The sequence below is a fragment of the Alphaproteobacteria bacterium US3C007 genome, from assembly GCA_034423775.1.
Classification (GTDB): Bacteria; Pseudomonadota; Alphaproteobacteria; order Rhodobacterales; family Rhodobacteraceae; genus Thalassovivens; species Thalassovivens spotae.
In genome coordinates, this window is sequence record CP139918.1 from 2,597,358 (window position 1) to 2,620,896 (window position 23,539).

Below are 23,539 nucleotides of genomic sequence, written 5' to 3' on the forward strand. Positions count from 1 at the left end.
TAGGATGGAATATATTTTAATGAGCCTTTTCAACCGGATGTTTGAAAAAAAGACAGCTGTTGCTTCGGCTAAACCGGCGTCCAAACGCCCTACGAGCTTTGGATCTGGCGCCTTGACTGCGGCGCTTCATTGGAGTGGCCGGGATAATTCGAGTTTAATCCAACAGGGATTCCTTGGTAATCCGATTGGGTTTCGGGCGGTTAAATTGATCGCTGAGGCGGCGGCTGCGGTACCTTTGATATGCGTGCTGCGCGGCAAGCGAATTGACACGCATCCGCTGGTCTCTGTGCTCAAATCCCCCAACCATGGGCAGACCAAATCTGATTTTTTAGAAGCGCTTTACGGGCAAATTCTGCTCAGTGGAAATGGGTATATCAAAGCGGTTCTCAACAGCGATGGGCATCCATCCGAGCTTTACACGCTGCGTTCGGAACGTGTTTCAGCAGTGATGGGTAAGGATGGCTGGCCAGTGGCCTATGACTATACGGTTGGCGCGCATAAGCAGCGCTTCACCGCAGAGGGGTCACATCCCGATATCTGCCATATTCGCAGTTTTCATCCGCAGAATGATCATTCTGGTCTTTCTGCTTTGCAGGCAGCCGCACGCGCGATTGATGTTCATAATGGTGCTTCTGCTTGGTCAAAAGCGCTGCTTGAGAATGCCGCCCGCCCATCCGGAGCGCTTGTGTATCGCGGGCAAGAGGGGCAGGGCAGCCTAACCGATGCGCAATATGACCGGTTGGTAGATGAACTCGAACTCTATCATCAGGGCGCGCGCAATGCGGGGCGTCCGATGTTGCTGGAAGGCGGGCTTGATTGGCGCCAGATGGGGTTTTCACCTTCGGATATGGAGTTTCACAAAACCAAAGAATTAGCCGCGCGCGAGATTGCGACGGCCTTTGGGGTGCCGCCGATGATTTTAGGCATTCCGGGCGATGCCACTTATGCAAATTATCAAGAGGCAAACCGGGCTTTTGTGCGCTTGACTGTTTTGCCATTGGTGCAACGCGTGACAGCCCATTTGGCGCGTTGGTTATCGGCCTCTTGGCCGCAGGATTTTCAACTATTACCGGATCTTGACCTTATACAAGCGCTGTCTCAAGAGCGCGATGCGCTTTGGCGCCGGGTAAGCGATGCGGGGTTCTTAACCGATAATGAAAAGCGCCACCTCTTGGGCTTATCCTCTAAAGCAGGCGCCCGCGATGGTTGATACGATCTTGCAGATAAGCGGCTCTCTGTTTTGGCTCATAGCCACGAGTGAATTGATTTTTAGAAGTAACTTATGGATGCGGCGAGGCTAGAAATGAACCCAAGCTTTCCAAATATTGAGCGTAAATTTTGCCTTTCTGAGCAGGGGTTGTCTTTGTCAGACGGGTTTGCCGTTGAAGGCTATGCCAGCTTATTCGGCATTGGAGATCATGGCGGCGATATTGTTCGAAAAGGGGCGTTTCAACATTCGCTGCAGGCGGCCGTTCGCGCAAACCGCAAGATTAAAATGCTTTGGCAGCATGATCCAGCGCAACCCATTGGCATCTGGGATGAGCTGCGTGAAGATGCGCATGGGCTCTACGCAAAAGGCCGACTGCTCGAGCCGATTTTGCGCGCTCGAGAGGCTGCTGCCTTGATCGCAGCCGGCGCTTTAGATGGGCTGTCGGTGGGCTATACCACCAAAGAGGCGGGGTTTGACGCCGCTGGCGCACGCTTGTTGAACAAGCTCGAGCTGTGGGAGATTTCACTTGTCACATTTCCAATGCTGCCGGGGGCGCGTGTGAGCGCGAAAGCCGATGAGCCAGCCGAGGAGAACCGGGTCCGTGAAGTCTGCGCTCTGTTTCGGCAAGCCGCGCGAAACTTAAAATCAACAGATCAAATTAACGTATCGGATAGAGGTATCATATGACGCAGGATCAACGACCAACGGGTTTAAAAAGCTCAGAATTTTCACTGGCTGATCTAAAGGGCTCTTTAGATGAATTTATAAGCAGTATCAATGATTTCAAGGTGAAATCTTATGAGAAAATTGACAGCCAAGAAGATCGGTTGCAGCGGTTGGATCAAAAGGCGCATGCGCTGTTTCGACCTGCCTTGGATCCCAATGCTCAGGCCGAGTGCCGCCACCAAAAAGCGTTCAAGGCCTATTTGAAATCGGGGGATGAAACCAAACTGCATGGGTTGGATATCGAACAAAAGGGAATGTTGGCCGCGGTCAATAGCGAAGGTGGCTTTCTTGTAGATGGAAAAACGGCGGATTTTGTTGATAGCGCGCTTAGCGCGGCGCACTCCATCCGCAGCATAGCGCATGTGGTCACCGTAGAGGCATCTGCCTATGATATTTTGATGGATCACGGGGAGATGGATGCCGGTTAGGCGACCGAGCAGGACGCTGTCAACGATACCGCAACCCCTAAATTGGATCGTATTCGTATTCCGCTGCATGAATTGAGCGCGATGCCAAAAGCTTCGCAACGCTTGCTTGAAGACAGCGCGTTTGACATCGAAAATTGGCTGGCCGGCCGCATCGCTGATACGTTCGCGCGGTTTGAAGGGCGCGCATTCCTGCGTGGAACTGGCGAGGATCAACCAAAGGGCTTTTTGAGCTATGACAAAGCGGCCGATGGCGCTCAAAATTGGGGGCAACTGGCCTATATTGCGACCGGAGGCGCGGAGAAGTTTAAAGAGGGTATGGCACCGGATAAATTGGTTGATCTGGTTTATGCGCTGGACGCGCGCTATCGCGCTAAGTCCCGTTTCGTTTTAAATTCAAAAACTGCCGGTCACATTCGAAAGCTTAAGGACAGCGATGGCCGCTTCCTATGGGCGGATGGGTTGGCCCTGCAAGAGCCGGCGCGCTTATTGGGTTATCCGGTGGTAATCTGTGAAGACATGCCGGATATCGAGCCCGACGCCTATGCGATTGCCTTTGGCGATTTTAGCGCGGGTTACACAATCGTTGAGCGGCCAGATTTGCGCGTTCTTCGTGATCCTTTCAGCGCAAAACCGCATGTGCTTTTTTATGCAACAAAGCGCGTTGGCGGTGCGGTGACGGATTTCTCAGCCATTAAATTGTTGAAATTTTCCACGTCATAGAGTGCGTATATCTGGCGCTTTTAAATAGTTAATTACCAATAAAAACAATTCACTAAATTTGTATATTGATCTTAATCTTGGATAGCTGAAATGTATTTTGAACTTGCGCCCATACCGGCCTCTGATTTGCCGCTTGATGCCGCCAAATCGCATTTGCTGCTGGGCTCGACCTTTGAAGATGCTGCTGTTCAAGAGCCTGTTTTGGCTGGGTTTCTGCGTGCCGCGATAACCGTGATTGAGCGCCGATTATCGCTGGTGATGTTACAAAGGCAATTTGGCTATGACGCGTTTGAGAGTCCAGAAACGCAAATGCTCAGCTTGCCGCTATGGCCCGTGAAACAGCTTTTAAGCGTATCGCTTCATATGGCGCATAACGTGAGGCATCTGCCAAAGGAAGGCTTTAATTTAAATCTCGAAAAGGGGCGCGCGCAGGTTCACGGTTGTTTTCCCAAATTGCTGAATGGTGGATTTTGTCGGATTAGCATAATGGCGGGCCAATATGTCAACTGGGCGGGTATCCCTGCAGATTTACAGCAAGCGGTGTTGTTATTGTGCAGCCATTATTATGAAAACCGTGATGAATCTGGGCTTGCCCAAAGCTCAATGCCGTTTGGAATTCTCAGCCTGCTCGAGCCGCACAAGCGGCCACGCCTTCGTGCAGGGCGGTTATTATGAGAAATAAGATCCCAAAACTATCGCATCTTTTGACATTGGAAGATTGCGTGAGCCTGGCTGATGGCGCGGGGGGCAGCCAAAAGAAATGGCAAAAATTAGGTACGCTTTGGGCACGGCTTGAAGTATCTTCGCATCCGCGCAGCGCGTCACAAGGGGGAATTTTACGCCGTATAAACTGGCAAATAACCTTGCGCGCGCTGCCTCCAAGCGCGAAGCTTTACCCCCATCCAGGCCGTCGGTTTCGCCTGAAAGACGCGCTATATCCCATTTACACCACTGTTCCCTATGATGCCTCTGGGAAGTATCTTTTGTCGACATCGTTAACCTGGGTGGCAGAATGAGCCACGTTGATTTTGCAGCTGTTCAGGCTGGGGTTTTCGCGCAGATCAGCGCTGACCCTGATATCAAAGCCCTGATTGGCGCGCATATTTTTGATGGGGTTCCCCCGGGCGTCGTTCCAGATCTTTATCTGCTCATCGGCCCGGAACTGGTGATTGATAAATCCGATTTTACACACTCTGGCAGCGAGCATCAGCTGCTGATTTCCGCGCTGTCTCGGGGGCATGGCTTCAAAGAGGCGAAACGGCTGGCTGGCTTTGTTGTGAACGCGTTGCACGCCAAACCGCCTAATTTAGACCAAGGGCGCGTGGTTTTCGTCCATTTTTCAAAGGCGAATGCATGGCGTGACCCTCAGTTGGATGCCCGCCGTGTTGACGTCACTTTTCTGCTTCGTTGCGCGCAAGATGACGCTTTATAAAGGGATTTTAAAATGACTGCACAAGCTGGCAAAGCGCTTTTGATCAAGGTCGATATGACCTCGGATGGGCAATTTGAAACCTTGGCCGGGCTGCGCGCCACGCGGCTAAGTTTTAATGCAGAAACGGTGGATGTCACCTCGCTTGACAGCCAGGGTGGCTGGCGGGAAATTTTGGCGGGAGCGGGTGTCAAAACAGCTTCGCTTACGGGCTCGGGTGTGTTCAAAGATTCCCATTCCGATATGCGCGTCCGGCAAATTTTTTTCGATGCTAAAACCCCAGATTTTCAAATTATCTTACCCGGGTTTGGAACGCTGCAAGGGCCATTTCAGATTACCAGTTTGGACTATGCGGGCACGTATAATGCAGAGGCAACTTACGAGTTATCTCTGGCCTCCGCGGGCGTTTTAAGTTTTGCGGAGCTGTAGAATGGTGAATCCCCAGCGCGGCGAGGTTGAATTGGTGATTGATGGAACACGGCATGTGCTGCGGCTTTCGCTGGGTGCGCTGGCCGAGCTGGAAGATCGCCTTGAAGCAGAAAGTTTGGTGGATTTGATCCAGCGTTTTGAGACGGGTGCGTTTCGTAGCAAAGATGTGATGGATTTGCTGATTTGCGGTTTGCGCGGCGCTGGCTGGACGGGCGGCTTCGGTGATTTGGCGGATGCGCATATTGAGGGTGGGCTTGTGACGGCCAGTGAAACCGCGGCGCGGCTTTTGGTGCTGGGGTTTGGAGATCCCGCAGACCACAGCGATGGCGCCAATGTTTGATTGGAGCGCACTCTTGCGGTTTGGGTTGTCTCGATTGCGCCTTTCTCCGTCCGAGTTTTGGCAGTTAACACCAAAAGAGCTGTCTTTGATGGCGCGGCCGCACAGCCTGCAGGCGCGGTTTGGTCAGCGCGAGTTGCAAACTTTATTAGAACAATATCCCGACGTGCAGAAAGCCTTTGATGATGACGTATAATGCCAAAGGAACCACCGCTGGCTTTGCGGCGCCTCTGGGTGAACAGTCGCTGAGCGATACGCAAGATGCTGCTGCTTCTTTCAGGCGAGAATTACAGCGTTTAAGGCACAGCTTTTCAGACACACAAAGCGGCGCAGCCGGGCTTCAACGATCGCTCAGCAAGGGGTTGAGACAGGCTTTGGATGGCGCTGTGCGAAATGGCGAGCAGTTCAGCGATGTGATTGGGCATATTCGAAAATCGTTAATCGACGCCACATTCAACGCCGCAGTCAAACCCGTAACGGCGCATTTGGCAAGCTCACTGGTGAACAATGCTCAATCTGTTTTGGGCGCCTTTTCACCGATTTCAGGCGGCGCTGGCTTTACCAATACGCGGGTCATGCCATTCGCAGACGGAGGTATTGTGTCTTCGCCCACCTATTTTCCCATGCGCGGTGGATTAGGGTTGGCCGGAGAAGCCGGTCCAGAGGCTATTTTGCCGCTTGCCCGCGGCAAAGATGGCCGTCTTGGTATCAAAGGGCAGGGTGGATTTTCTGCACCGGTCCACGTTTCGATACATGTAACAACCCCGGATGTCGAAGGGTTTCGCCGCACCCAATCGCAAATTTCTGCGCAGATTGGACAGGTGATTTCGCGCGCTCAACGCAACCGGTAAAAAAGGGCAGAAGCCTATGTCATTTCATGAAGTGCAATTTCCGACAACGATCAGTTTTGGCTCATTTGGCGGCCCCGAACGGCGTACCGAAATTGTCACGCTGAGCAATGGTTATGAAGAACGGAGCACGCCTTGGGCCCATTCAAAGCGACGCTACGACGCGGGTTTGGGGATGCGATCGCTTGACGATATAGCCGATTTAATCGCGTTTTTTGAAGCCCGCGCCGGGCGTCTACACGGGTTTCGTTGGAAAGATTGGGGTGATTTCAAATCTTGCCTGCCCAGTCAGGAAGTCGGGTTTAATGACCAAGTAATCGGGATCGGCGACGGGCAACAGCGGGAATTTGCCTTATCAAAATCTTATATTTCTGGCGAGGGCCGCTATACGCGCCCCATTTGCAAACCTGTAATCGGATCGGTCGTGGCCGCCATTCAAGGCGAGCCGCAATTTGAAGCGCGGCATTTTGAGGTGGAGTCGCGCACGGGCCTTTTGAACTTTCTTCGTCCACCCGCCTCCGGTTTGGATGTAACAGCGGGATTCGAATTTGATGTGCCCGTGCGCTTTGACGCAGATATAATCGAAACCAGTCTGGCACATTTTGAGGCGGGCGAATTGCCACGCGTGCCAGTTGTTGAGCTGCGCCTATGACGCAGCCGACGCTTTATCAGGCCTTGCAACACGGCCTCACCAGTATTTGCAGAGCTTGGGCGATCACAAGACGCGACGGGGTGCGGTTTGGCTTTACCGATCATGATCGACCGCTCTTTTTTGCGGGGTTGGAATTTCGCGCCGAAAGCGGGTTGTCTGCGATGAACCTATCCCAAACGACAGGGCTGTCGGTTGATAATACCGAAGCCTTGGGGGTCTTATGGGATGACGGGGTGAGCGAAGCGGATATCGCGGCCGGCAAGTTTGATGAAGCCAAGGTAGAGGTATGGCTGGTGAATTGGGCCAACCCACTGCAATATCAGCTGGAATTCTCGGGGCTGATTGGCGAGATTCAACGTAAAGGGGGCGCGTTTCAGGCCGAATTACGCGGCCTGACCGCTTTGTTGAATAAGCCTGTGGCGCGGGTCTACAGCGCCGGTTGTAGCGCGCTTTTGGGAGATCAAGCCTGCGGTTTTGATTTGACAACGCCGGGGTTCGTGACTTCGGTGGCGTTGTCGCGGGTCACGGAGCAGGGCGCGCTAGAGCTGTTTGATCTGCCCGCATTTGAAGACGGGTGTTTCGAACATGGCACGCTGAAGGCTGTGAACGGCAAAGCGCAGGGCTATCAGGGCTTGGTGAAGCGCGATCAGCGTTTGGGCGCGCATCGTTTGATCGAGCTTTGGGAGCCGCCAAGCCTGGGCTTTGAGGAAGGGGATCTGCTCGAGCTTACCATGGGCTGCGATAAACGTTTTGAAACCTGCCGGATAAAATTTGACAATGCGCTTAATTTCCGCGGCTTTCCCGATATTCCCTCAGGCGACTGGCTGCTTATTAATCCTGCCCAGCAAGCCGCATCGGATCATGGCAGCCGCAGATGATGTTGAAGCCCAATATGATTGTATCTACGGCGCGTGGTTGGCTGGGCACCCCCTTTCATCATCAAGCCTCGTGCCGCGGCGTTGGCGCAGATTGCTTGGGGCTGATCCGAGGGGTCTGGCGGGCGCAGATTGGCGCAGAGCCTGCGCGAATTCCGCCCTACTCGCCGGCTTGGGGAGCCTTGCAGCCCCAAGAATTGCTCTGGCAACATTTGCAAAAATATTTCTCTAGCATGACGATTGAAATGCAACCAGATGGCCGTTTGCAAAACGGGGCCGTGATCCCGGATGGCAGCCTTTTGTTGTTTCGCCTGATGGCAAAAGGGGCCGCCAATCATTTGGGTATTGCCGCGCAGCGCGCCGGCCGGCCAAGCTTCATTCATGCTTGCCACGTGAAAGGCGTCTGCGAAGTAGATTTAACGCTTAAATGGCGCCGCCGCGCGGTGGCGATCTTTCGTTTCCCAAAGCGAGGTTTTTAATGGCAACATTGGTTCTGGCTGGCCTTGGGGCTGGTATTGGCAGTTCGGTCGGGGGCAGCTTTTTGGGGTTTTCAATGACCAGCGTTGGCCGCTTTGCCGGCGCTGTCATTGGGCGTAGTCTTGATGCAGCGGTGCTGGGGCAGGGCTCTGAGGCGGTTGAGAGGGGGCGGCTTGAACGGGCGCAAATCACGCAAAGTGGTGAAGGGCTGCCGATCGCGCATGTCTTTGGGCGCACGCGCGTTGGCGGACAGGTGATTTGGGCCTCGCAGTTTTTTGAAAATAAACTGGTGACACATGGGCAAGCTTCCAGCAAAAGCCGCCCCGCCAGCCCAGATGTCATTGAATATCAGTATTCGGTGAGTCTTGCGATTGCGCTCTGCTGGGGTGAGATCACGCATATCGCGCAAATTTGGGCGGATGGGGTGAAAATATCGCCCGAACAGCTGTCAATGCAGGTTTATAAAGGCTCTGAAACCCAAAGGCCTGATCCCGCTTTGGAAGCGATCGAAGGCATGGGTCAAGTCCCGGCTTATCGCGGCCTTGCCTATGTTGTAATAGAAAACCTATCCTTGGCGCCTTTTGGCAATCGGGTGCCGCAATTTAGTTTTGAAATTTGCCGCCCGGCGCAGATTACTACAAAAACTCCTGCCGAGCCCGCGGCGTTGATCACGGGCGTCTCGCTTATTCCGGGAACCGGTGAATATGCTCTGGCGCGCTCATCGGTCTATTATGCACAAGGGTTGGGCAAGAACCGCAGCGCCAATGAAAATACCCCCTCGGGGCTTTCTGATTTTCAAACGTCGCTCACGATGTTGGAACAAGAGCTGCCAAAATGCAAAGCCGTATCACTGGTGGTCAGCTGGTTTGGCAGCGATCTGCGCTGTGCTCACTGCCGCTTGCGCCCCAAGGTTGAACAAGCTGTGCATGATGGCGTGCCGATGCCTTGGCAGGTCTCTGGTCTGGCGCGCGCGCAAGCCGCGCAGATCCCGCTGCGCCAGGGCCGCTCTGTCTATGGCGGTACACCTGCAGATGCGTCGGTTCTTGAGGCGATTGAGGCGCTAAAAGAGGCGGGTCAAGCCGTGATGTTTTATCCGTTTATTCTGATGGATCAGGGGCCTGATAATTTGTTGCCGGATCCCTATTCTGATCAAACGGGGCAAGCTGCCTATCCATGGCGAGGCCGCATCACGCTGTCAAAAGCCCCAAACCAACCCGGTAGCCCGGATCGTGGCCCGGGCGCGGCGGAAGAAATTGCTGCCTTTTTCGGGCAGGCACAGGCGGCTGATTTTACCGTCTCGCGTGATGCAGTAAGCTATAGCGGCCCCGCCGATGATTGGGGCTATAATCGCTTTATATTGCATTATGCTGCCCTGTGCGCGCGGGCGGGCGGGGTCGCTGCTTTTTGCATCGGGTCTGAAATGCGCGGCCTGAGCGCGGTACGAGATCAATCAGATAGTTTTCTGGCTGTCGCGCATTTACAGGATCTGGCGCAACAGGTGCGCCGGCTTTTGGGCCCCGAGGTAAAGCTGGGCTATGCCGCAGATTGGAGTGAATATTTTGGTTATCGCCCGGCAGAGGCCGACGGTGATATGATTTTCCATCTTGATCCGCTTTGGTCGAGTTCCGACATAGATTTCATCGGGATCGATAATTACATGCCCCTGTCGGATTGGCGGGACGGCATCGCGCATAAAGATGCGGCCTGGGGCAGTTTATACGATCTGGCCTATTTGACCTCTAATATCGCGGGTGGAGAAGGGTATGATTGGTATTATCCCACAAGCGAGGCTCGAAACGTACAATCGCGCACGCCGATCGAAGATACGGCGCATGATGAGGCTTGGATTTGGCGCTACAAAGATCTGAAAAGCTGGTGGTCGCAGAAACATTATAACCGCATTAACGGCCTGCGCAGCCCAGAGCCAACCCAGTGGCAGCCCAAATCAAAGCCGATCTGGTTTACCGAATTGGGGGTGGCTGCGGTTGATAAAGCAACCAATCAGCCAAATGTATTCTTTGATCCAAAATCATCGGAATCCGCTTTGCCCTATTTTTCGGTGGGCCAGCGGGATGATTATATTCAGATGCAATATTTGAGGGCGCTGCATTTATATTGGGCGAAGCCCGAACATAATCCAGAATCCGATGTCTATTCTGGGCGGATGCTGGATCGCTCACGGATGTTTGTGTGGACCTGGGATGCGCGGCCCTTCCCGTACTTTCCCGCTGCAGAGGATCTGTGGGCCGATGGGGAGAATTATGCACGAGGGCATTGGATCACAGGCCGAGTGTCGGGGGTGTCTTTGGCGGCGGTGGTGGCTGAAATCTGCGAGCGCTCTGGTTTGTTTGATTATGATGTATCCGATCTGCATGGCTATGTGCGCGGTTATAAAACCAATGGAGAGGAAAGCGCGCGCGGGTTGTTACAGCCCTTGGCACTGCATTTTGGCTTCGATGCGGTTGAGCGGCAGGGCGTTGTTCGGTTTTTGCAGCGCGGGGCCGGTCTGGAGCGGCCGCTTGATCTTGAAAGCTTGGTTGACAGTAAAGCGCTAGAAGCCCCGATTGAATGGCGCCGCGATGGCGCGACGGAACGGGTGGGGCGTCTGCAACAAAGCTTTGTTTTGGCGCAAGGCGTTTATGATGTGGTCAGCGAAGAGGTTCAGCTTGCCTCAGATTCGGAACTGAGTGTGTCGCAAACCGAAACTGGGCTGGTGTTAACCCGTGCTGAGGCGCGTCAGGCGATGCGGCGCTGGCTTGTCGAGGCGCGTTTGGCAAAAGATACTATCCGCTTTGCCTTGCCTCCTTCGCAGCGCCAGGTCAGTGCGGGAGACAGGGTTCGAATTGAGGTGGGTGGGCGGTCTGACAGCTATCGGATTGACCGGGTGGAGTTGGGGAGTTTTCAAACTTTGACGGGCGTGCGCAGCGATGCCAAATTATATCAACCGCAGCCCTATCAGGCAGATCGCCTGCGCCTTGATCGCTTTGTACCGCCGCTGCCGGTCTTTGCAACTTTTCTTGATTTGCCGTCGCTTAGCGGTGATGAGCAGCCCCAAGCCCCTTATGTGGCAGCCTCGGCAGAACCATGGCCTGGGCGGGTCGCGGTATATGCGTCATATAGCTTAGACGATTACGCGTTGGCGCAGGTGATCACGCGGCAAAGTTACATTGGACGGTTATGCTCGCCCTTGCCCGCAGGGCCTTTGGGTTTGATTGATAGGGGCACGCAGCTTTTGGTTGAAATGCCAAGCCTGCCCTTAAGCTCGATAAAACTCGAGGCCTTCTTGGCTGGGCAAAACAAAATGGCGATTGGCGATGGATCTGCTGGCAATTGGGAAATCGTACAATTTCAATTTGCCGCGCTTCGGCGGCGCGGGGTTTATCAGCTATCAGGACTGTTGCGCGGATTACACGGCAGCGATGCGATCATGCCCGATGAATGGCCAAGTGGCAGCTTGCTTGTAACGCTTGATCAAGCGCCGCCCCAACTTTCGGTTTCACCCATCAAAAGGGGGATAGAGCGTCATTTTCGCATCGGCCCCGCTGCCAAGCCATTTGATGATCCTATTTTTCAGAGCTCCTCACAGGTATTTCTCAATAATGTATTAAGGCCCTACCGCCCCTGTCATATAGAAATACGCATCAAGCCCGCGGTGATTGAATTTACATGGCTGCGCCGCGGTCGCGTTGACGCGGATTTGTGGCAAGAGGGTGAAATTCCGCTTGCCGAAGCTGCAGAGCGCTATCGCGTTCGCATTTTGGCACAGAGCGTGGTTCTGCGCGAGGCCTATCCAGAGCGACCGGTTTGGACCTATGAAAAGGCGTGGTATGTTTCTGATTTAAAACAAATAATATGAATGGGTTGAGATTTGAGGTTGCCCAATTATCCGATCGTTTTGGACCAGGCCCGAGCGGCTATATAACAATTTCAGAAAATCTTGAGGTTAGCGGTTAGGGGTTTTTGCTGTTCGTGTGATCTTTGCGCGGCTAATTATTCTGTACTAAGCATTCAAAAAAGAATATTATTTAGCCATCCTTAAGTATTGCATTTGACTTGCTTTGGTTGACGCTGTGGATTAAATTTATACTTAAGGCCCATATTAACGGGAGGCGCCGAATGAGGGATCCACAACACCATCTTGCCAAGCTAGATCCGGTTTGGGAGCGTATTCGACAAGAAGCCGAACAATCAATTCAGCGCGAAGCGCTTCTGGGCGGCTTCATGCATCAGATAATTTTGCAACATTCAGATATTGAATCTGCGCTTTCTCATAGTTTGGCGCAAAAACTGGCCTCGGCGCAGATGTCTGAACAGGCGCTGCATGATATGTGTGCGCTGGCCTATGCGAATGAGCCAGAATTGGCGCTGGCGGCGCGGGCAGATATTATGGCAAGCTATGACAGAGATCCGGCCTGTCACAGATATATGCAACCGCTGCTCTACTTCAAAGGCTTTCAGGCTGTGCAAGCCTATCGCGTTGCGCATTATCTGTGGAAAGATGGCCGGATTGATCTGGCCTATGTTATGCAATCTCGAACATCCGAAGTGTTTGGGATCGATATCCACCCGAATGCCCGGATTGGAAAAGGTCTGATGATTGATCACGCGCATTCGGTCGTGATCGGGGAAACGGCGGTGGTGGGCGATAATGTCTCAATGCTGCATGCCGTTACCTTGGGCGGGACCGGCAAGGAAGAGCAAGATCGGCATCCAAAGATTGGTGATGGGGTGTTGATTGGCGCCGGTGCGAAAGTGCTGGGCAATATTCACGTTGGGCGCTGCTCGCGCATCGCCGCAGGGTCGGTCGTGCTGGATAATGTTCCCGAAAAATCCACCGTTGCCGGCGTGCCTGCAAAAGTTGTTGGCACCGCAGGGTGCAGCACGCCTTCAATATCGATGGATCAATTGCTTTCGGGCGAGGCGAGCCTGGACTGATAGTGTAAAACCTTAGGGTTTTGAGGGCCTATATGGTTGAGATGTAAAAAGCCCCGGCTGATAAAGCGGGGCTTTTTTAATGTGGCGTGAGCCCGTGCGGCGGTTAGGCCAGCATCGCCATTGGGTTTTCAAGGTTTTTGACGATTACATTTAAAAGTTCGGCGCCCAAAGCCCCATCAATCACCCGATGATCCACCGATAATGTCAAGGACATCACGGTTGCTACGCCCAACTCGCCCGACGCGGTTACGACGGGCTTTTTCTTGCCCGCGCCCACGGCTAAGATCGCGCCATGGGGGGGATTGATCACGGCATCAAAATTATCAATGCCAAACATTCCAAGGTTTGAAATCGCAAAGCTGCCCCCCTGATACTCATCCGGGGCCAACTTTCGCCCCTTTGCCCGTGTTGCGAGATCTTTCATCTCGGTGCTGAGAACGGAGAGGCTTTTTTGATCCGCATCTTTTAGCACGGGCGTGATCAGCCCCCCATCGATGGCCACAGCCACCGCAATATCAGCAGGGGTGAATTGCAATATACGATCACCGGCCCAAATGGCATTGGCGGTTGGCACCGTCGTTAGGGCCAGCGCGCAGGCTTTGATCACAAAATCATTGACCGATAACTTCACGTCACGTTCTGCAAGCGCGGCGTTCATCTCACCGCGAAAGCCGAGCAAATTATCAAGCATAACATCACGGCGAAGATAGAAATGCGGGACCGTTTGCTTGGCTTCGGTTAATCTGGCCGCGATGGTCTTGCGCATACGATCCAATGAGATTTCTTCATAGGCACGCTCAGCATATAGTTTAGAGATGGTTTCAAAATTAGCCGATTGGGGCGCAGAGGCCGCGCCGCTTGTGCTTGCCGCACTGGCCATTGAAGCCACTGTTATGTCGGCAGACACAGCGCTCCCTGCCGCTTCAATATCGGCTTTTACGATCCGCCCACGCGGCCCGCTACCCGATAATCTGGTTAAATCAACATTGTTCTGCGCTGCCAATTTGCGCGCCAAAGGCGTTGCAAAAATGCGTACCCCCTCCGCTGCCTTATCTGCGGCGGCGGGGGGCGCCGATGCGGGAGAGGAGGCGAGCGTTGCGGACTTTGTTGGGCTTGATGTGGCTGCTTCGGCGGCCGGGGCAGGGCTTGCAGGCGCGCTGGGCGCTGCGTCGACCTCTGAGGAGGATTCACCATCTTCCAGTAAAACGGCAATCGCGCTATTCACGGCCACATTCTCAGTGCCTTCCGCGACCAAAAGTTTGCCAATGATGCCTTCGTCAACTGCTTCAAACTCCATCGTGGCTTTGTCAGTTTCGATTTCAGCCAGCAAATCTCCCGAGGCAACAGCATCGCCCTCTTTTACCAACCATTTGGCAAGTGTGCCTTCTTCCATCGTCGGAGATAGCGCTGGCATCAAAATTTCTATAGGCATGATCCGATCTCCTTAGCGGTAGGTAACAGAATGAACGGCGGCGATGACCTCATCGGTGGTGATCAGGGCATGACGCTCCAAATTTGCCGCATATGGCATCGGCACATCTTTGCCGGTGCAATTGATCACAGGCGCGTCCAGATAGTCAAAGGCGCGCTGCATAATCACAGCGGAAAGATGGTTGCCAATCGCTCCAACGGGGAAGCCTTCTTCCACCGTGACGCAGCGGTTGGTTTTTTGAACCGAGGCCAACACCGTATCGTAATCGATCGGCCGCAAGGTGCGCAGATCAATCACTTCGGCGCTTATGCCCTGCTCTGTCAGTTTATCAGCCGCTTCTAACGCGTATTGCATGCCGATGCCAAAGCTCACGATGGTAACATCTGTCCCTTCGCGCCAGACTCGGGCTTTGCCGAATGGAACCGTGAAATCTTCTATGTCTGGCACGTCGAAACTGCGGCCATATAAGATTTCATTTTCCAAGAATATCACCGGATTGTTATCGCGAATGGCGCTTTTCAGCAGGCCCTTAGCATCCGAAGCCGAATAGGGCATCGCCACTTTAAGCCCGGGAATATGCGCATACCAGGCTGCGTAATCTTGGCTATGCTGCGCGCCAACGCGCGCCGCCGCACCATTGGGGCCACGAAACACCATTGGTGCCCCCATTTGACCGCCCGACATGTATAGCGTTTTCGCCGCGGAATTGATGATTTGATCCATCGCCTGCATGGCAAAATTAAACGTCATAAACTCAACGATTGGCCGTAGCCCGCCAAAGGCTGCACCAACCGCTATTCCTGCAAAACCATGTTCGGTGATCGGCGTGTCGATCACGCGCTTTTCTCCAAACTCGTCAAGCAGGCCCTGCGAAATTTTATAGGCCCCTTGATATTCGCCTACTTCTTCGCCCATCAAAAATACGTTTTGATCTTGCCGCATTTCCTCGGCCATCGCGTCGCGCAAAGCCTCGCGCACCGTTTGTTGTTTCAGCGTTGTGCCTTCGGGCCAATCGGGCGCGGTATTCGGAGCCAGCGCGGCCGTTGCCGCTTTTGCCGGCGCAGCTGCCGGCACGGCTGCCGGCGCAGGCGCCTCTGCTTGCGACGGGGCGGGCGGCGCGGCGCTGGGCTGTGCTGCAGCGGGTTCGCCTTCAGCCAGTATGGTTGCAATCGGGCTGTTCACTTTTACGTTTTCGCTGCCCTCTGCCACGATAATTTGCCCAATTATACCTTCGTCAACGGCCTCAAATTCCATTGTTGCCTTATCGGTTTCAATTTCTGCAATGATATCGCCAGCGGCCACAACATCGCCTTCTTTGACCATCCATTTTGCCAATGTGCCCTCTTCCATTGTGGGGGAAAGGGCGGGCATAAGAATTTCAATTGCCATCATAAATCTCCTTATGCTTTAGGCGTAGATATCCGTCCAAAGCTCGTCTAAGTCGGGCTCTGGGCTGGTCTTTGCAAATTCGGCGGATGCGTTGACGATGTCTTTGACGTCTTTATCGATCGCCTTTAGCGCCTCTTCTGTGGTGTGTTTGCCCGTTAACAAAAGGCTGCGCACAGATTCGATCGCATCGCGCTCTTCGCGCATTTTCTGAACCTCTTCACGGGTGCGGTATTTGGCCGGATCAGACATGGAATGGCCGCGATAGCGATAGGTTTTGATTTCTAAAATATATGGGCCTTTGCCGCTGCGGCAATGCGCAACCGCTTTTTCGCCGGCGGCTTTCACTTCTAATACATCCATACCATCCACGGCCTGACCTTTGATACCAAAAGCCTCACCGCGGGTGTATAGATCCGGCGTTGAGGTCGAACGCTTTTGCGCGGTTCCCATCGCATATTGGTTGTTTTCGATCACAAAGATCACGGGTAAATCCCAAAGTGCCGCCATATTGAAGGTTTCGTAAATTTGCCCTTGGTTCGCGGCGCCATCGCCAAAATAGGCAAATGTGACGCGCCCATTATCAAGATATTTATCCGCAAAGGCTAAGCCTGCCCCCAGCGGCACTTGCGCCCCAACGATGCCATGCCCGCCGTAAAAATGCTTTTCTTTACTGAACATGTGCATGGAGCCGCCTTTGCCTTTGGAATAGCCACCGCTGCGCCCGGTTAATTCGGCCATAACTCCGTTTGGATCCATGCCTGCGGCAAGCATATGGCCGTGATCGCGATAAGACGTAATACGTTTATCCCCGTCTTCGGCAGCAGCTTCGAGCCCGACAACCACGGCTTCTTGGCCAATATACAAGTGGCAAAACCCGCCAATCAGGCCCATCCCGTAAAGTTGCCCTGCTTTTTCTTCGAACCGCCGTATCAGCAGCATGTCTTTGTAATAGCCCAAAAGTTCTTCGGGTGAGATATTGGGTTTAGCTGCCGCCTTTCGTGCCGCCATGTCGCGCCTCCGAATAAATTAGTTTAATGTTAAACCATTCCTTACAGTAAAATAAAAAAAGTTGCGAGCAAAATCTTTTTACGGTGTGTTTACGATGTGTTTACTGGGTTTTGGCTGACGAAACGTTAGTTGACAACCAGCTCTGAGCTGCGGACATAGCCCAAAATTTCTCGTACACGTTCGTCTAAAAGATCGATATCAAGATATTCGTCCGACAAGCGTTGCGTGAGGTTTTCCATCTGGACGACCTCGGTGTTTAAGCGCATCAATTCGCTGCTTAAATTGTCTGAGAAACTGGTTATTTCGGCGCGGCGCAATACGCCATATTCCCCTTGAATGGCTGCAAAGGCAAAATAACTGCCCAAGCCGGTGGCCAGCGAAACCACGGCCAAGAGGCCCCAACCGGAATATGTTCTTGTTTGCGTCATACCTGCCTGTCATGCCCATATGTTTGGACTTGATCGGATTATGACACAGGTGATTCGCCTTGTGAATCCCCAAAGTTACTTTTGACGAGATTTTGTTTCCTAGGGCGGCAGTGCGCCTAGGCAAAAGGTGGGTGTGCCGCCGGTTTCAGCAAAGACTCGCGTCTTCTCCCGCGACAGAGGCGTCGTATATTTCCTGAATTGATTGCGAAAGCCTTTGGTTGAATTCAGCGTCGGTTTGAGCTGCCGACAGGCCATCTAGCAGCGCCCGCGAAAAACTTGCGATCATCCCTGCATTTTGGCGGAGGCGTTGATTGGCGATGGGGCGGGTGTAACCGCCGGAAAGCGCCACCACGCGCAGAACATTTTGATGCGCAATCAAGGGTGCATAGCTGTTGTTCACTTCTGGCAGGGTCAGTTTCAAAATAACAGATTGATCAGGGTTTAACCGACCCAGTTGGGTTAAAATTTCGTCGCATAACAGTGTTTCTGACACGGCTTTATCCGCGCTTTGAATATTAATTTCAGGTTCGATGATTGGAATCAAACCATGTTTAAGGATCGTTAGCGCGACGTCAAATTGTTGCGCGACAATTGCGGCAATGCCCTTTGCGTTCGCAGAATGGATTACAGAGCGCATTTTGGTGCCAAAAATCCCAGCATCCGTGGCGCGCCTCAGCAGCGCGTCTAAGCCCGGTATCGGCTTTAAGATTTGCACGCCGTTTTGCGCCTCTTCCAAGCCCTTATCGATTTTCAGAAACGGCACCACGTTGCGCGTGCTCCATAAATAATCGGCAACGCTGATCTCACCGACCTGCCGCATCATGGTGTCTTCAAAGAGGATCGCCCCAATGATTTTGCGTCCATCAAATGCGGGCGCGGTCATCAGCCGGCAACGCATCTCGTGGATCAGGGTGAACATCTCTGCGTCGGATTGGTAGGCGTTGGTTGAAATTCCGTATTCAGCAAGCGCCTTGGGCGAGGAGCCACCGCTTTGATCGAGCGCAGCGATAAAACCCTGCCCCGTGGAAATTTGGTCCATTTGCGTAAGAGTGCTCAATGCGCCATCCTTTTTTTCAAAATGCGTTGTCCTGCCCGCTCAAAACGCAGGCAGACTGCCACCTTCTATCTTAGGGAAAGGTGGCAGCGCAAATATGATAGCGCCAACATATTGAAAAAAGTGATTATTTTTTAAAAAAAAGGGTGCCTGATACGGATGCTCGCTTACTTTTGCGTGAGCGCAGCGACGCCAGGCAATGTTTTGCCTTCCATCCATTCCAAGAAAGCGCCCCCTGCGGTTGAAATATAGCTGAAATCCTGCGCAGCACCGGCTTTGTTCAAGGCAGCAACGGTGTCTCCACCGCCCGCCACCGAGATAAGCTTGCCAGCTGCGCTCAGCGCTGCGGCTTTGCGCGCTGCGGCGTTGGTCGCGCGATCGAAAGGCTCTAATTCAAAGGCGCCCAATGGGCCGTTCCAAACCAGTGTTTTGGCTGCCTCGAATACGGAAGCGATGGTGTCAACCGTATCGGGCCCAGCATCTAAGATCATCGCGTCTTTTGGGCAGGACGCGGCGGGCAGGGTTTCATGGGGCGCATGGGCTGCAAAGGCGCGGGCGACCACAATATCCGAAGGCAAGATGATTTCGCAGCCGGCAGCCTTGGCTTTCGCCAAGATGTTTTGCGCTGTATCTGTCATTTCATGTTCGGCCAAAGACGCGCCGATTGCATGGCCTTGAGCGGCTAGAAACGTGTTGGCCATTCCCCCGCCGATCACCAAATGATCCACTTTAGTGACCAAATTGCCCAGAAGATCGAGCTTGGTTGAAACTTTTGCACCGCCCACCACGGCCACCACTGGGCGCCGCGGCGCGCCCAAAGCCGCCTCTAGGGCTTGCAGCTCAGCTTGCATCAAACGTCCTGCGCAGGCTGGAAGATGGTGGGTCAGGCCTTCGGTGCTGGCATGCGCGCGATGCGCTGCGGAAAACGCATCATTGCAGAAGATATCCCCCAACGCGGCCAGGGCGGCGGCAAATTCTGTAGTATTGGCTTCTTCATCTGCGTGAAAGCGGGTGTTTTCTAACATGAGAATTTGCCCTTCTCGCAACGCCGCGCTGGCGGCTTCGGCTTTGGCTCCGATTGTGGCATCGGCCCAAATTACGGATTGTCCAAGCGCGGTTTCCAATGCGGGGATCAGCTGTTTCAGACTTAGTGCGGCGCTGGCAACGCCTTTGGGCCGGCCAAAATGGGCCATTAGAATGGGCATGGCTTTAGCCGCTAATATGTCTTTCACGGTTGGAACAATTTTTTCGATCCGCGTGGCGTCGCTGACTTTGTCGGCCTTCATCGGAACGTTGATATCGACGCGCAGAAGCACCTTTTTACCCGATATGTCCATATTATCTAAGGTTTTCCAGCCCATCTATTTCCCGCTTTCTTTCACTAAATTGATTCGATTCAAGCTCTGTATAAATGATCTGACGCGCGGTGCACCTTGTTCCCCAAAGGAATCCAGCATAGGAAGCTGCACCAGTTATCAGAAAGGATCGATCATGGCCGAGAAAAAGGCATCTAAAGCGAAGGCGAAACCGGCGGCAAAAAAGCCTGCTGCAAAGAAAACAGCGGCAAAATCTAGCCCTTATAAAGATCCTGAGAATACAATCTTGATTGAATTGAAATCGGGAACCGTTGTGATTGAACTTTTACCCGATATCGCGCCTGGACATTGCGATCGTATGAAAGAATTGGCGCGCAGCGGTGCCTATGACAATGTGTGCTTTCACCGCGTGATTGATGGTTTTATGGCGCAAACCGGGGATGTTAAAAATGGCAATATGGAAGCCGATTTTGATCTGCGGATGGCGGGAACGGGCGGTTCTGAATTGCCCAATTTGAAAGCTGAATTTTCAGGCATCCCGCATGATCGTGGCACGATCGGAGCAGCGCGCAGCGCCAATCCTGACAGCGCAAACAGTCAGTTTTTTATAAATTTCGGCGATAATCACTTTTTGAACCGGCAATATACGGTCTATGGGCGCGTGTTGACCGGAATGGAATTGGTGGATGAGATCGAGCGCGGTGAGCCGCCGATGACCCCGGATCGTATGATTAGCATGAAAGTGGCGGCCGATGTTTAAACTAAGCGCGTTATGCGCCGTTTTAAGCGGGCCGGCCTTGGCGGCGGGTTTGGTGATTGAGGTCGCAGGCGAGCAAAGCAAGGGAACAGTTACCATTGATTTGTTTGAAGAGATCGCCCCGCAACATGTTGAGCGCCTCACCACGCTGGCAAGCGCGGGTGCCTATGATGACGTGGTGTTTCACCGTGTGATCGAAGGGTTTATGGCGCAAACTGGGGATGTGGAATTCGGAAAAGCCGGAGGCAACACCTCCATGGCAGGGCGGGGCGGGTCTGATTTGCCAGATCTGCCTGCAGAATTTTCCGATACGCCCTATGATCGCGGGGTAATTGGGATGGCGCGTGCGCAGAACCCCAACAGCGCCAATAGCCAGTTTTTCATCATGTTTGCCGAAGGATATTTTCTGAACGGGCAATATACGGTGGTGGGCAAAGTCACTGACGGAATGGATGTGGTGGATGCGATCAAGCTGGGCAAAGGCGCCAATGGCGCGGTTTTGGGCGTGCCCGATCGTATGTCGAAAGTCACAGTGACCGATTAAATCAGCCGGTTTTGAACATTTAAACGCGCCTCGGGCTCAGCCTCTGCCTGAGGCGCGTTTTTTATGTCACCAATTGCACCAGTGCGTGGCGCTTTTTACCAGCGCTCAGCTTGATTGGGCTGCCAAATGCAGCCGCATCCAGCATTAGGCCAGCATCGGTGAGCGGCTTATCATCCAGTTTGGCGCCATTTTCTGCGATCAAACGTTTGGCTTCTTTGCCCGATTTCACCAATCCTGCTTTGACGATCAACTGTACAATCGAAATTCCAGCGCCCAGATCTTCTGCGGTTAACTTCACGGTTGGTAAATCATCGCCAATGCCGCCTTTTTCAAACACTTCACGCGCCGTGGCTTGGGCTTTCTCGGCGGCATCTGCGCCGTGTAACAGCTTGGTTACTTCATGCGCTAAAATGGCTTTTGCTTCATTGATCTCAGAGCCTTCCAGCGCGCCCAGCCTCTCACATTCACCGACCGGCAGCTCTGTGTAAAGTTTTAAAAATCGCCCCACATCCGCATCTGTGGTGTTGCGCCAAAATTGCCAAAAGTCATAAGGGCTGCGCATATCTGCATTCAGCCAAACCGCCCCATCAAGAGATTTGCCCATTTTCTTTCCGTCTGAGGTGGTCAGAAGCGGTGAGGTTAAGCCGAACACCGCGTTGTCAACCACGCGGCGCGTCAGATCGATTCCATTGACGATATTGCCCCACTGATCCGATCCCCCCATCTGCAGCAGGCACCCATAGCGCTGGTTGAGCTCTAGAAAATCATAGGCTTGTAGGATCATGTAATTGAACTCAAGAAAGGATAGTGATTGTTCACGATCCAGCCGTGATTTCACGCTTTCAAAACTGAGCATGCGATTCACCGAAAAATGCCGTCCAATATCTCTTAGAAATCCCAAATAGTTCAATTCATCCAACCATTCGGCATTATTGATCATCAGCGCATCGGAAGGCCCATCACCATATGTGATATAAGAAGAAAACGCGTTTTTGATGCCGGCTATATTTTCGTCAATCTTGGCGGGTGTCAGCAATGGGCGTTCATCCGCCCGAAAGCTGGGATCGCCCACTTTCGTCGTGCCACCACCCATCAGCGTAATCGGGCGCCCGCCGGTTTTTTGCAACCAGCGCAACATCATAATTTGAATGAGACTGCCCACATGCAACGATTGGGCAGTTGCATCAAAGCCAATATAACCGGGCATCCCGCCCGCCAGTAAGGCTTTGTCTAAGCCCTCATAATCCGTGCAATCGGCCAAAAATCCACGAGACATCATGATGTCAAGAAAATCAGATTTGGGTTGAAAGCTCATGGGTGGCCTCACATAGTTATTTTTAAGCGCTTCTATACTGCGGAAGCCGGGCAAGGAAAAGGGATCTTCGTGGAAAAGCTTGTAACGGCGGTTGGCGCGATGTCTGGTACATCTTTGGATGGGGTGGATGTGGCGGAAATCACCACGGATGGTCAGAAAATCGCCTCGTTTGGGGCAAGCGCCTATCACCCTTATAGCGCGGCTGATCATAATATTTTGTCTTTGGTGCTTGGGAAGTGGCCCGAGGCACAGGGGCTAGAGACAGCGCGCGGGCTTATTCATCAGCGGCATTTAGAGGCCTATCAGATGCTTGATGTGGCTGAGCTATATGGGTTTCATGGGCAAACTCTGGCCCATGATCCAAGGGGAAGGGGAACTCACCAATTGGGCGATGGGCACGTTTTGGCGCAAAGGCTTGGCAAGCCCGTTGTTTGGGATTTTCGCAGCAAGGATGTGGCGCTGGGCGGACAGGGCGCGCCTTTGGCCCCGTTTTTTCATTTTGCCTGCGCGCAATGGGCGGGTTTGAACACGCCAGTGGCGTTTTTAAACTTGGGCGGTGTCGGCAATCTCACATGGCTCAACCCAAGCTGCGCGGCACCTGAAGAAAAAGCTGCCCTGCTCGCCTTTGATACGGGCCCGGCCAATGCCCCGCTGAACGATCTGATGCATCATCGTTTGGGGCAACCCGTCGATCAAGAGGGGCGCTTGGCCACCACGGGGCAGGTTGATCCAAAATTGCTGTCGCGTTGGAAAATGCATCCTTATTTTTTTCAAAATGTTCCAAAATCCTTGGATCGCGACGCGTTTTCGGCAGAGCTTGCAGAACTGGCAGATATGTCTTTGCCAGATGCTTTGGCCACCGCGGTGGCCTTTGCCGCATTTGGCGTGGCGGAGGCGGTTGAGCGCTGCCCAATTGCGCCCGCTGCACTTTACCTTTGCGGCGGTGGTCGCCACAATTTGGCGCTTTGTGATGCGATTTGCGCGCAAGTGGCCTGTCCTGTGCAGCCTGTAGAAGCGATTGGTCTGAACGGAGATATGTTGGAGGCCCAGGCTTTTGCGTATTTGGCGGTGCGGGTGCTTCGAGGGCTGCCCATTTCTGCTCCAATGACAACCGGGGTGCCTCAACCTATCTCGGGGGGGCGCATCGCGGGTCTTGATTTTTAATCTGAAAGTTTAAAAAATATTCCCTGTGGGCTTTGAACAAAGCGGGCTGAAGATCCCGGACGGGGC

General features: G+C 53.3%; 24 protein-coding genes and 1 pseudogene. 18 read left to right on the plus strand and 7 right to left on the minus strand.

Going from position 1 to position 23,539, the window contains the following annotated elements; all coding sequences use genetic code 11:
• Positions 1–19: 19 nt before the first annotated feature.
• The 15 genes and pseudogenes from UM181_12390 to cysE all read left to right on the plus strand — a co-directional run bounded on the left by UM181_12390 (position 20) and on the right by cysE (position 13,066).
• Positions 20–1,210 (plus strand): phage portal protein, encoded by a 1,191-nt coding sequence (locus UM181_12390; protein ID WQC62117.1) that lies wholly within the window; start codon positions 20–22, stop codon positions 1,208–1,210.
• Positions 1,211–1,282: 72 nt separating this feature from the next.
• Complete coding sequence (locus UM181_12395; GenBank protein WQC62118.1) at positions 1,283–1,897, plus strand: HK97 family phage prohead protease; 615 nt, start codon at positions 1,283–1,285, stop codon at positions 1,895–1,897.
• Positions 1,894–3,084 (plus strand): annotated as a pseudogene (locus UM181_12400) (phage major capsid protein). Before UM181_12395 ends, UM181_12400 begins: the two are co-directional and overlap by 4 nt.
• A gap of 90 nt (positions 3,085–3,174) precedes the next feature.
• Positions 3,175–3,759: a head-tail connector protein gene (locus UM181_12405; protein ID WQC62119.1), complete on the plus strand. Its 585-nt coding sequence runs from the start codon at positions 3,175–3,177 to the stop codon at positions 3,757–3,759.
• The gene (locus UM181_12410; GenBank protein WQC62120.1) at positions 3,756–4,100 is read left to right on the plus strand and encodes a head-tail adaptor protein; all 345 of its coding nucleotides are present in this window, start codon (positions 3,756–3,758) and stop codon (positions 4,098–4,100) included. Before UM181_12405 ends, UM181_12410 begins: the two co-directional genes overlap by 4 nt.
• Positions 4,097–4,516, plus strand: coding sequence for a DUF3168 domain-containing protein (locus UM181_12415; protein ID WQC62121.1), 420 nt, complete (start codon positions 4,097–4,099; stop codon positions 4,514–4,516). Before UM181_12410 ends, UM181_12415 begins: the two co-directional genes overlap by 4 nt.
• Positions 4,517–4,528: 12 nt before the next feature.
• Positions 4,529–4,942 (plus strand): phage major tail protein, TP901-1 family, encoded by a 414-nt coding sequence (locus tag UM181_12420; protein ID WQC62122.1) that lies wholly within the window; start codon positions 4,529–4,531, stop codon positions 4,940–4,942.
• Position 4,943: 1 nt separating this feature from the next.
• Positions 4,944–5,282, plus strand: coding sequence for a gene transfer agent family protein (locus tag UM181_12425; protein WQC62123.1), 339 nt, complete (start codon positions 4,944–4,946; stop codon positions 5,280–5,282).
• Complete coding sequence (locus UM181_12430) at positions 5,275–5,475, plus strand: rcc01693 family protein (GenBank protein WQC62124.1); 201 nt, start codon at positions 5,275–5,277, stop codon at positions 5,473–5,475. Before UM181_12425 ends, UM181_12430 begins: the two co-directional genes overlap by 8 nt.
• Positions 5,462–6,130: a phage tail tape measure protein gene (locus UM181_12435; protein WQC62125.1), complete on the plus strand. Its 669-nt coding sequence runs from the start codon at positions 5,462–5,464 to the stop codon at positions 6,128–6,130. Before UM181_12430 ends, UM181_12435 begins: the two co-directional genes overlap by 14 nt.
• A gap of 16 nt (positions 6,131–6,146) precedes the next feature.
• Positions 6,147–6,779, plus strand: coding sequence for a DUF2460 domain-containing protein (locus UM181_12440; protein ID WQC62126.1), 633 nt, complete (start codon positions 6,147–6,149; stop codon positions 6,777–6,779).
• A complete protein-coding gene (locus UM181_12445) occupies positions 6,776–7,657 on the plus strand; it encodes a DUF2163 domain-containing protein (protein WQC62127.1) in 882 nt (293 codons plus the stop codon). The genes UM181_12440 and UM181_12445 overlap by 4 nt, the downstream gene beginning before the upstream one ends.
• Entirely contained in the window at positions 7,654–8,133 is a 480-nt protein-coding gene (locus UM181_12450) for a peptidase (GenBank protein WQC62128.1), read from the plus strand. The genes UM181_12445 and UM181_12450 overlap by 4 nt, the downstream gene beginning before the upstream one ends.
• Entirely contained in the window at positions 8,082–11,987 is a 3,906-nt protein-coding gene (locus UM181_12455) for a glycoside hydrolase TIM-barrel-like domain-containing protein (GenBank protein WQC62129.1), read from the plus strand. Before UM181_12450 ends, UM181_12455 begins: the two co-directional genes overlap by 52 nt.
• Before the next feature lie 260 nt (positions 11,988–12,247).
• Positions 12,248–13,066, plus strand: coding sequence for a serine O-acetyltransferase (gene cysE, locus UM181_12460; protein ID WQC62130.1), 819 nt, complete (start codon positions 12,248–12,250; stop codon positions 13,064–13,066).
• A gap of 103 nt (positions 13,067–13,169) precedes the next feature.
• Here cysE and UM181_12465 read toward each other — a convergent pair whose 3' ends face one another.
• The 6 genes from UM181_12465 to UM181_12490 form a co-directional block, all read right to left on the minus strand.
• Complete coding sequence (locus UM181_12465; protein WQC62131.1) at positions 13,170–14,498, minus strand: pyruvate dehydrogenase complex dihydrolipoamide acetyltransferase; 1,329 nt, start codon at positions 14,496–14,498, stop codon at positions 13,170–13,172.
• A gap of 12 nt (positions 14,499–14,510) precedes the next feature.
• Complete coding sequence (locus UM181_12470) at positions 14,511–15,887, minus strand: pyruvate dehydrogenase complex E1 component subunit beta (GenBank protein ID WQC62132.1); 1,377 nt, start codon at positions 15,885–15,887, stop codon at positions 14,511–14,513.
• Positions 15,888–15,905: 18 nt separating this feature from the next.
• Positions 15,906–16,895: a pyruvate dehydrogenase (acetyl-transferring) E1 component subunit alpha gene (gene pdhA / locus UM181_12475; GenBank protein ID WQC62133.1), complete on the minus strand. Its 990-nt coding sequence runs from the start codon at positions 16,893–16,895 to the stop codon at positions 15,906–15,908.
• A 125-nt stretch (positions 16,896–17,020) separates the two neighbouring features.
• A complete protein-coding gene (locus UM181_12480; GenBank protein ID WQC62134.1) occupies positions 17,021–17,323 on the minus strand; it encodes a septum formation initiator family protein in 303 nt (100 codons plus the stop codon).
• Positions 17,324–17,468: 145 nt separating this feature from the next.
• Positions 17,469–18,380, minus strand: a complete 912-nt coding sequence (locus tag UM181_12485; protein WQC62135.1) for a fructose bisphosphate aldolase — start codon at positions 18,378–18,380, stop codon at positions 17,469–17,471.
• Positions 18,381–18,544: 164 nt separating this feature from the next.
• Positions 18,545–19,738, minus strand: a complete 1,194-nt coding sequence (locus UM181_12490; protein ID WQC62136.1) for a phosphoglycerate kinase — start codon at positions 19,736–19,738, stop codon at positions 18,545–18,547.
• A 130-nt stretch (positions 19,739–19,868) separates the two neighbouring features.
• Here UM181_12490 and UM181_12495 point away from each other — a divergent pair, with 130 nt between their 5' ends.
• Entirely contained in the window at positions 19,869–20,453 is a 585-nt protein-coding gene (locus tag UM181_12495; GenBank protein WQC62137.1) for a peptidylprolyl isomerase, read from the plus strand.
• A complete protein-coding gene (locus UM181_12500; protein WQC62138.1) occupies positions 20,446–20,994 on the plus strand; it encodes a peptidylprolyl isomerase in 549 nt (182 codons plus the stop codon). The genes UM181_12495 and UM181_12500 overlap by 8 nt, the downstream gene beginning before the upstream one ends.
• 61 nt (positions 20,995–21,055) lie before the next feature.
• Here the strand turns inward: UM181_12500 and tyrS are convergent, their stop codons facing one another.
• Positions 21,056–22,309, minus strand: a complete 1,254-nt coding sequence (gene tyrS / locus UM181_12505) for a tyrosine--tRNA ligase (protein WQC62139.1) — start codon at positions 22,307–22,309, stop codon at positions 21,056–21,058.
• Positions 22,310–22,378: 69 nt separating this feature from the next.
• Here tyrS and UM181_12510 point away from each other — a divergent pair, with 69 nt between their 5' ends.
• Positions 22,379–23,473, plus strand: coding sequence for an anhydro-N-acetylmuramic acid kinase (locus tag UM181_12510; protein ID WQC62140.1), 1,095 nt, complete (start codon positions 22,379–22,381; stop codon positions 23,471–23,473).
• Positions 23,474–23,539: the final 66 nt, after the last annotated feature.

Excerpts from the sequence above, each read along its gene's own strand:
- UM181_12390 (WQC62117.1), top strand. The coding sequence starts at position 20 with ATGAGCCTTTTCAACCGGATGTTTGAAAAAAAGACAGCTGTTGCTTCG.
- UM181_12395 (WQC62118.1), top strand. The coding sequence starts at position 1,283 with ATGGATGCGGCGAGGCTAGAAATGAACCCAAGCTTTCCAAATATTGAG.
- UM181_12405 (WQC62119.1), top strand. The coding sequence starts at position 3,175 with ATGTATTTTGAACTTGCGCCCATACCGGCCTCTGATTTGCCGCTTGAT.
- UM181_12410 (WQC62120.1), top strand. The coding sequence starts at position 3,756 with ATGAGAAATAAGATCCCAAAACTATCGCATCTTTTGACATTGGAAGAT.
- UM181_12415 (WQC62121.1), top strand. The coding sequence starts at position 4,097 with ATGAGCCACGTTGATTTTGCAGCTGTTCAGGCTGGGGTTTTCGCGCAG.
- UM181_12420 (WQC62122.1), top strand. The coding sequence starts at position 4,529 with ATGACTGCACAAGCTGGCAAAGCGCTTTTGATCAAGGTCGATATGACC.
- UM181_12425 (WQC62123.1), top strand. The coding sequence starts at position 4,944 with ATGGTGAATCCCCAGCGCGGCGAGGTTGAATTGGTGATTGATGGAACA.
- UM181_12430 (WQC62124.1), top strand. The coding sequence starts at position 5,275 with ATGTTTGATTGGAGCGCACTCTTGCGGTTTGGGTTGTCTCGATTGCGC.
- UM181_12435 (WQC62125.1), top strand. The coding sequence starts at position 5,462 with ATGATGACGTATAATGCCAAAGGAACCACCGCTGGCTTTGCGGCGCCT.
- UM181_12440 (WQC62126.1), top strand. The coding sequence starts at position 6,147 with ATGTCATTTCATGAAGTGCAATTTCCGACAACGATCAGTTTTGGCTCA.
- UM181_12445 (WQC62127.1), top strand. The coding sequence starts at position 6,776 with ATGACGCAGCCGACGCTTTATCAGGCCTTGCAACACGGCCTCACCAGT.
- UM181_12450 (WQC62128.1), top strand. The coding sequence starts at position 7,654 with ATGATGTTGAAGCCCAATATGATTGTATCTACGGCGCGTGGTTGGCTG.
- UM181_12455 (WQC62129.1), top strand. The coding sequence starts at position 8,082 with ATGGCGCCGCCGCGCGGTGGCGATCTTTCGTTTCCCAAAGCGAGGTTT.
- cysE (WQC62130.1), top strand. The coding sequence starts at position 12,248 with ATGAGGGATCCACAACACCATCTTGCCAAGCTAGATCCGGTTTGGGAG.
- UM181_12465 (WQC62131.1), bottom strand. The coding sequence starts at position 14,498 with ATGCCTATAGAAATTTTGATGCCAGCGCTATCTCCGACGATGGAAGAA.
- UM181_12470 (WQC62132.1), bottom strand. The coding sequence starts at position 15,887 with ATGGCAATTGAAATTCTTATGCCCGCCCTTTCCCCCACAATGGAAGAG.
- pdhA (WQC62133.1), bottom strand. The coding sequence starts at position 16,895 with ATGGCGGCACGAAAGGCGGCAGCTAAACCCAATATCTCACCCGAAGAA.
- UM181_12480 (WQC62134.1), bottom strand. The coding sequence starts at position 17,323 with ATGACGCAAACAAGAACATATTCCGGTTGGGGCCTCTTGGCCGTGGTT.
- UM181_12490 (WQC62136.1), bottom strand. The coding sequence starts at position 19,738 with ATGGGCTGGAAAACCTTAGATAATATGGACATATCGGGTAAAAAGGTG.
- UM181_12495 (WQC62137.1), top strand. The coding sequence starts at position 19,869 with ATGGCCGAGAAAAAGGCATCTAAAGCGAAGGCGAAACCGGCGGCAAAA.
- UM181_12500 (WQC62138.1), top strand. The coding sequence starts at position 20,446 with ATGTTTAAACTAAGCGCGTTATGCGCCGTTTTAAGCGGGCCGGCCTTG.
- tyrS (WQC62139.1), bottom strand. The coding sequence starts at position 22,309 with ATGAGCTTTCAACCCAAATCTGATTTTCTTGACATCATGATGTCTCGT.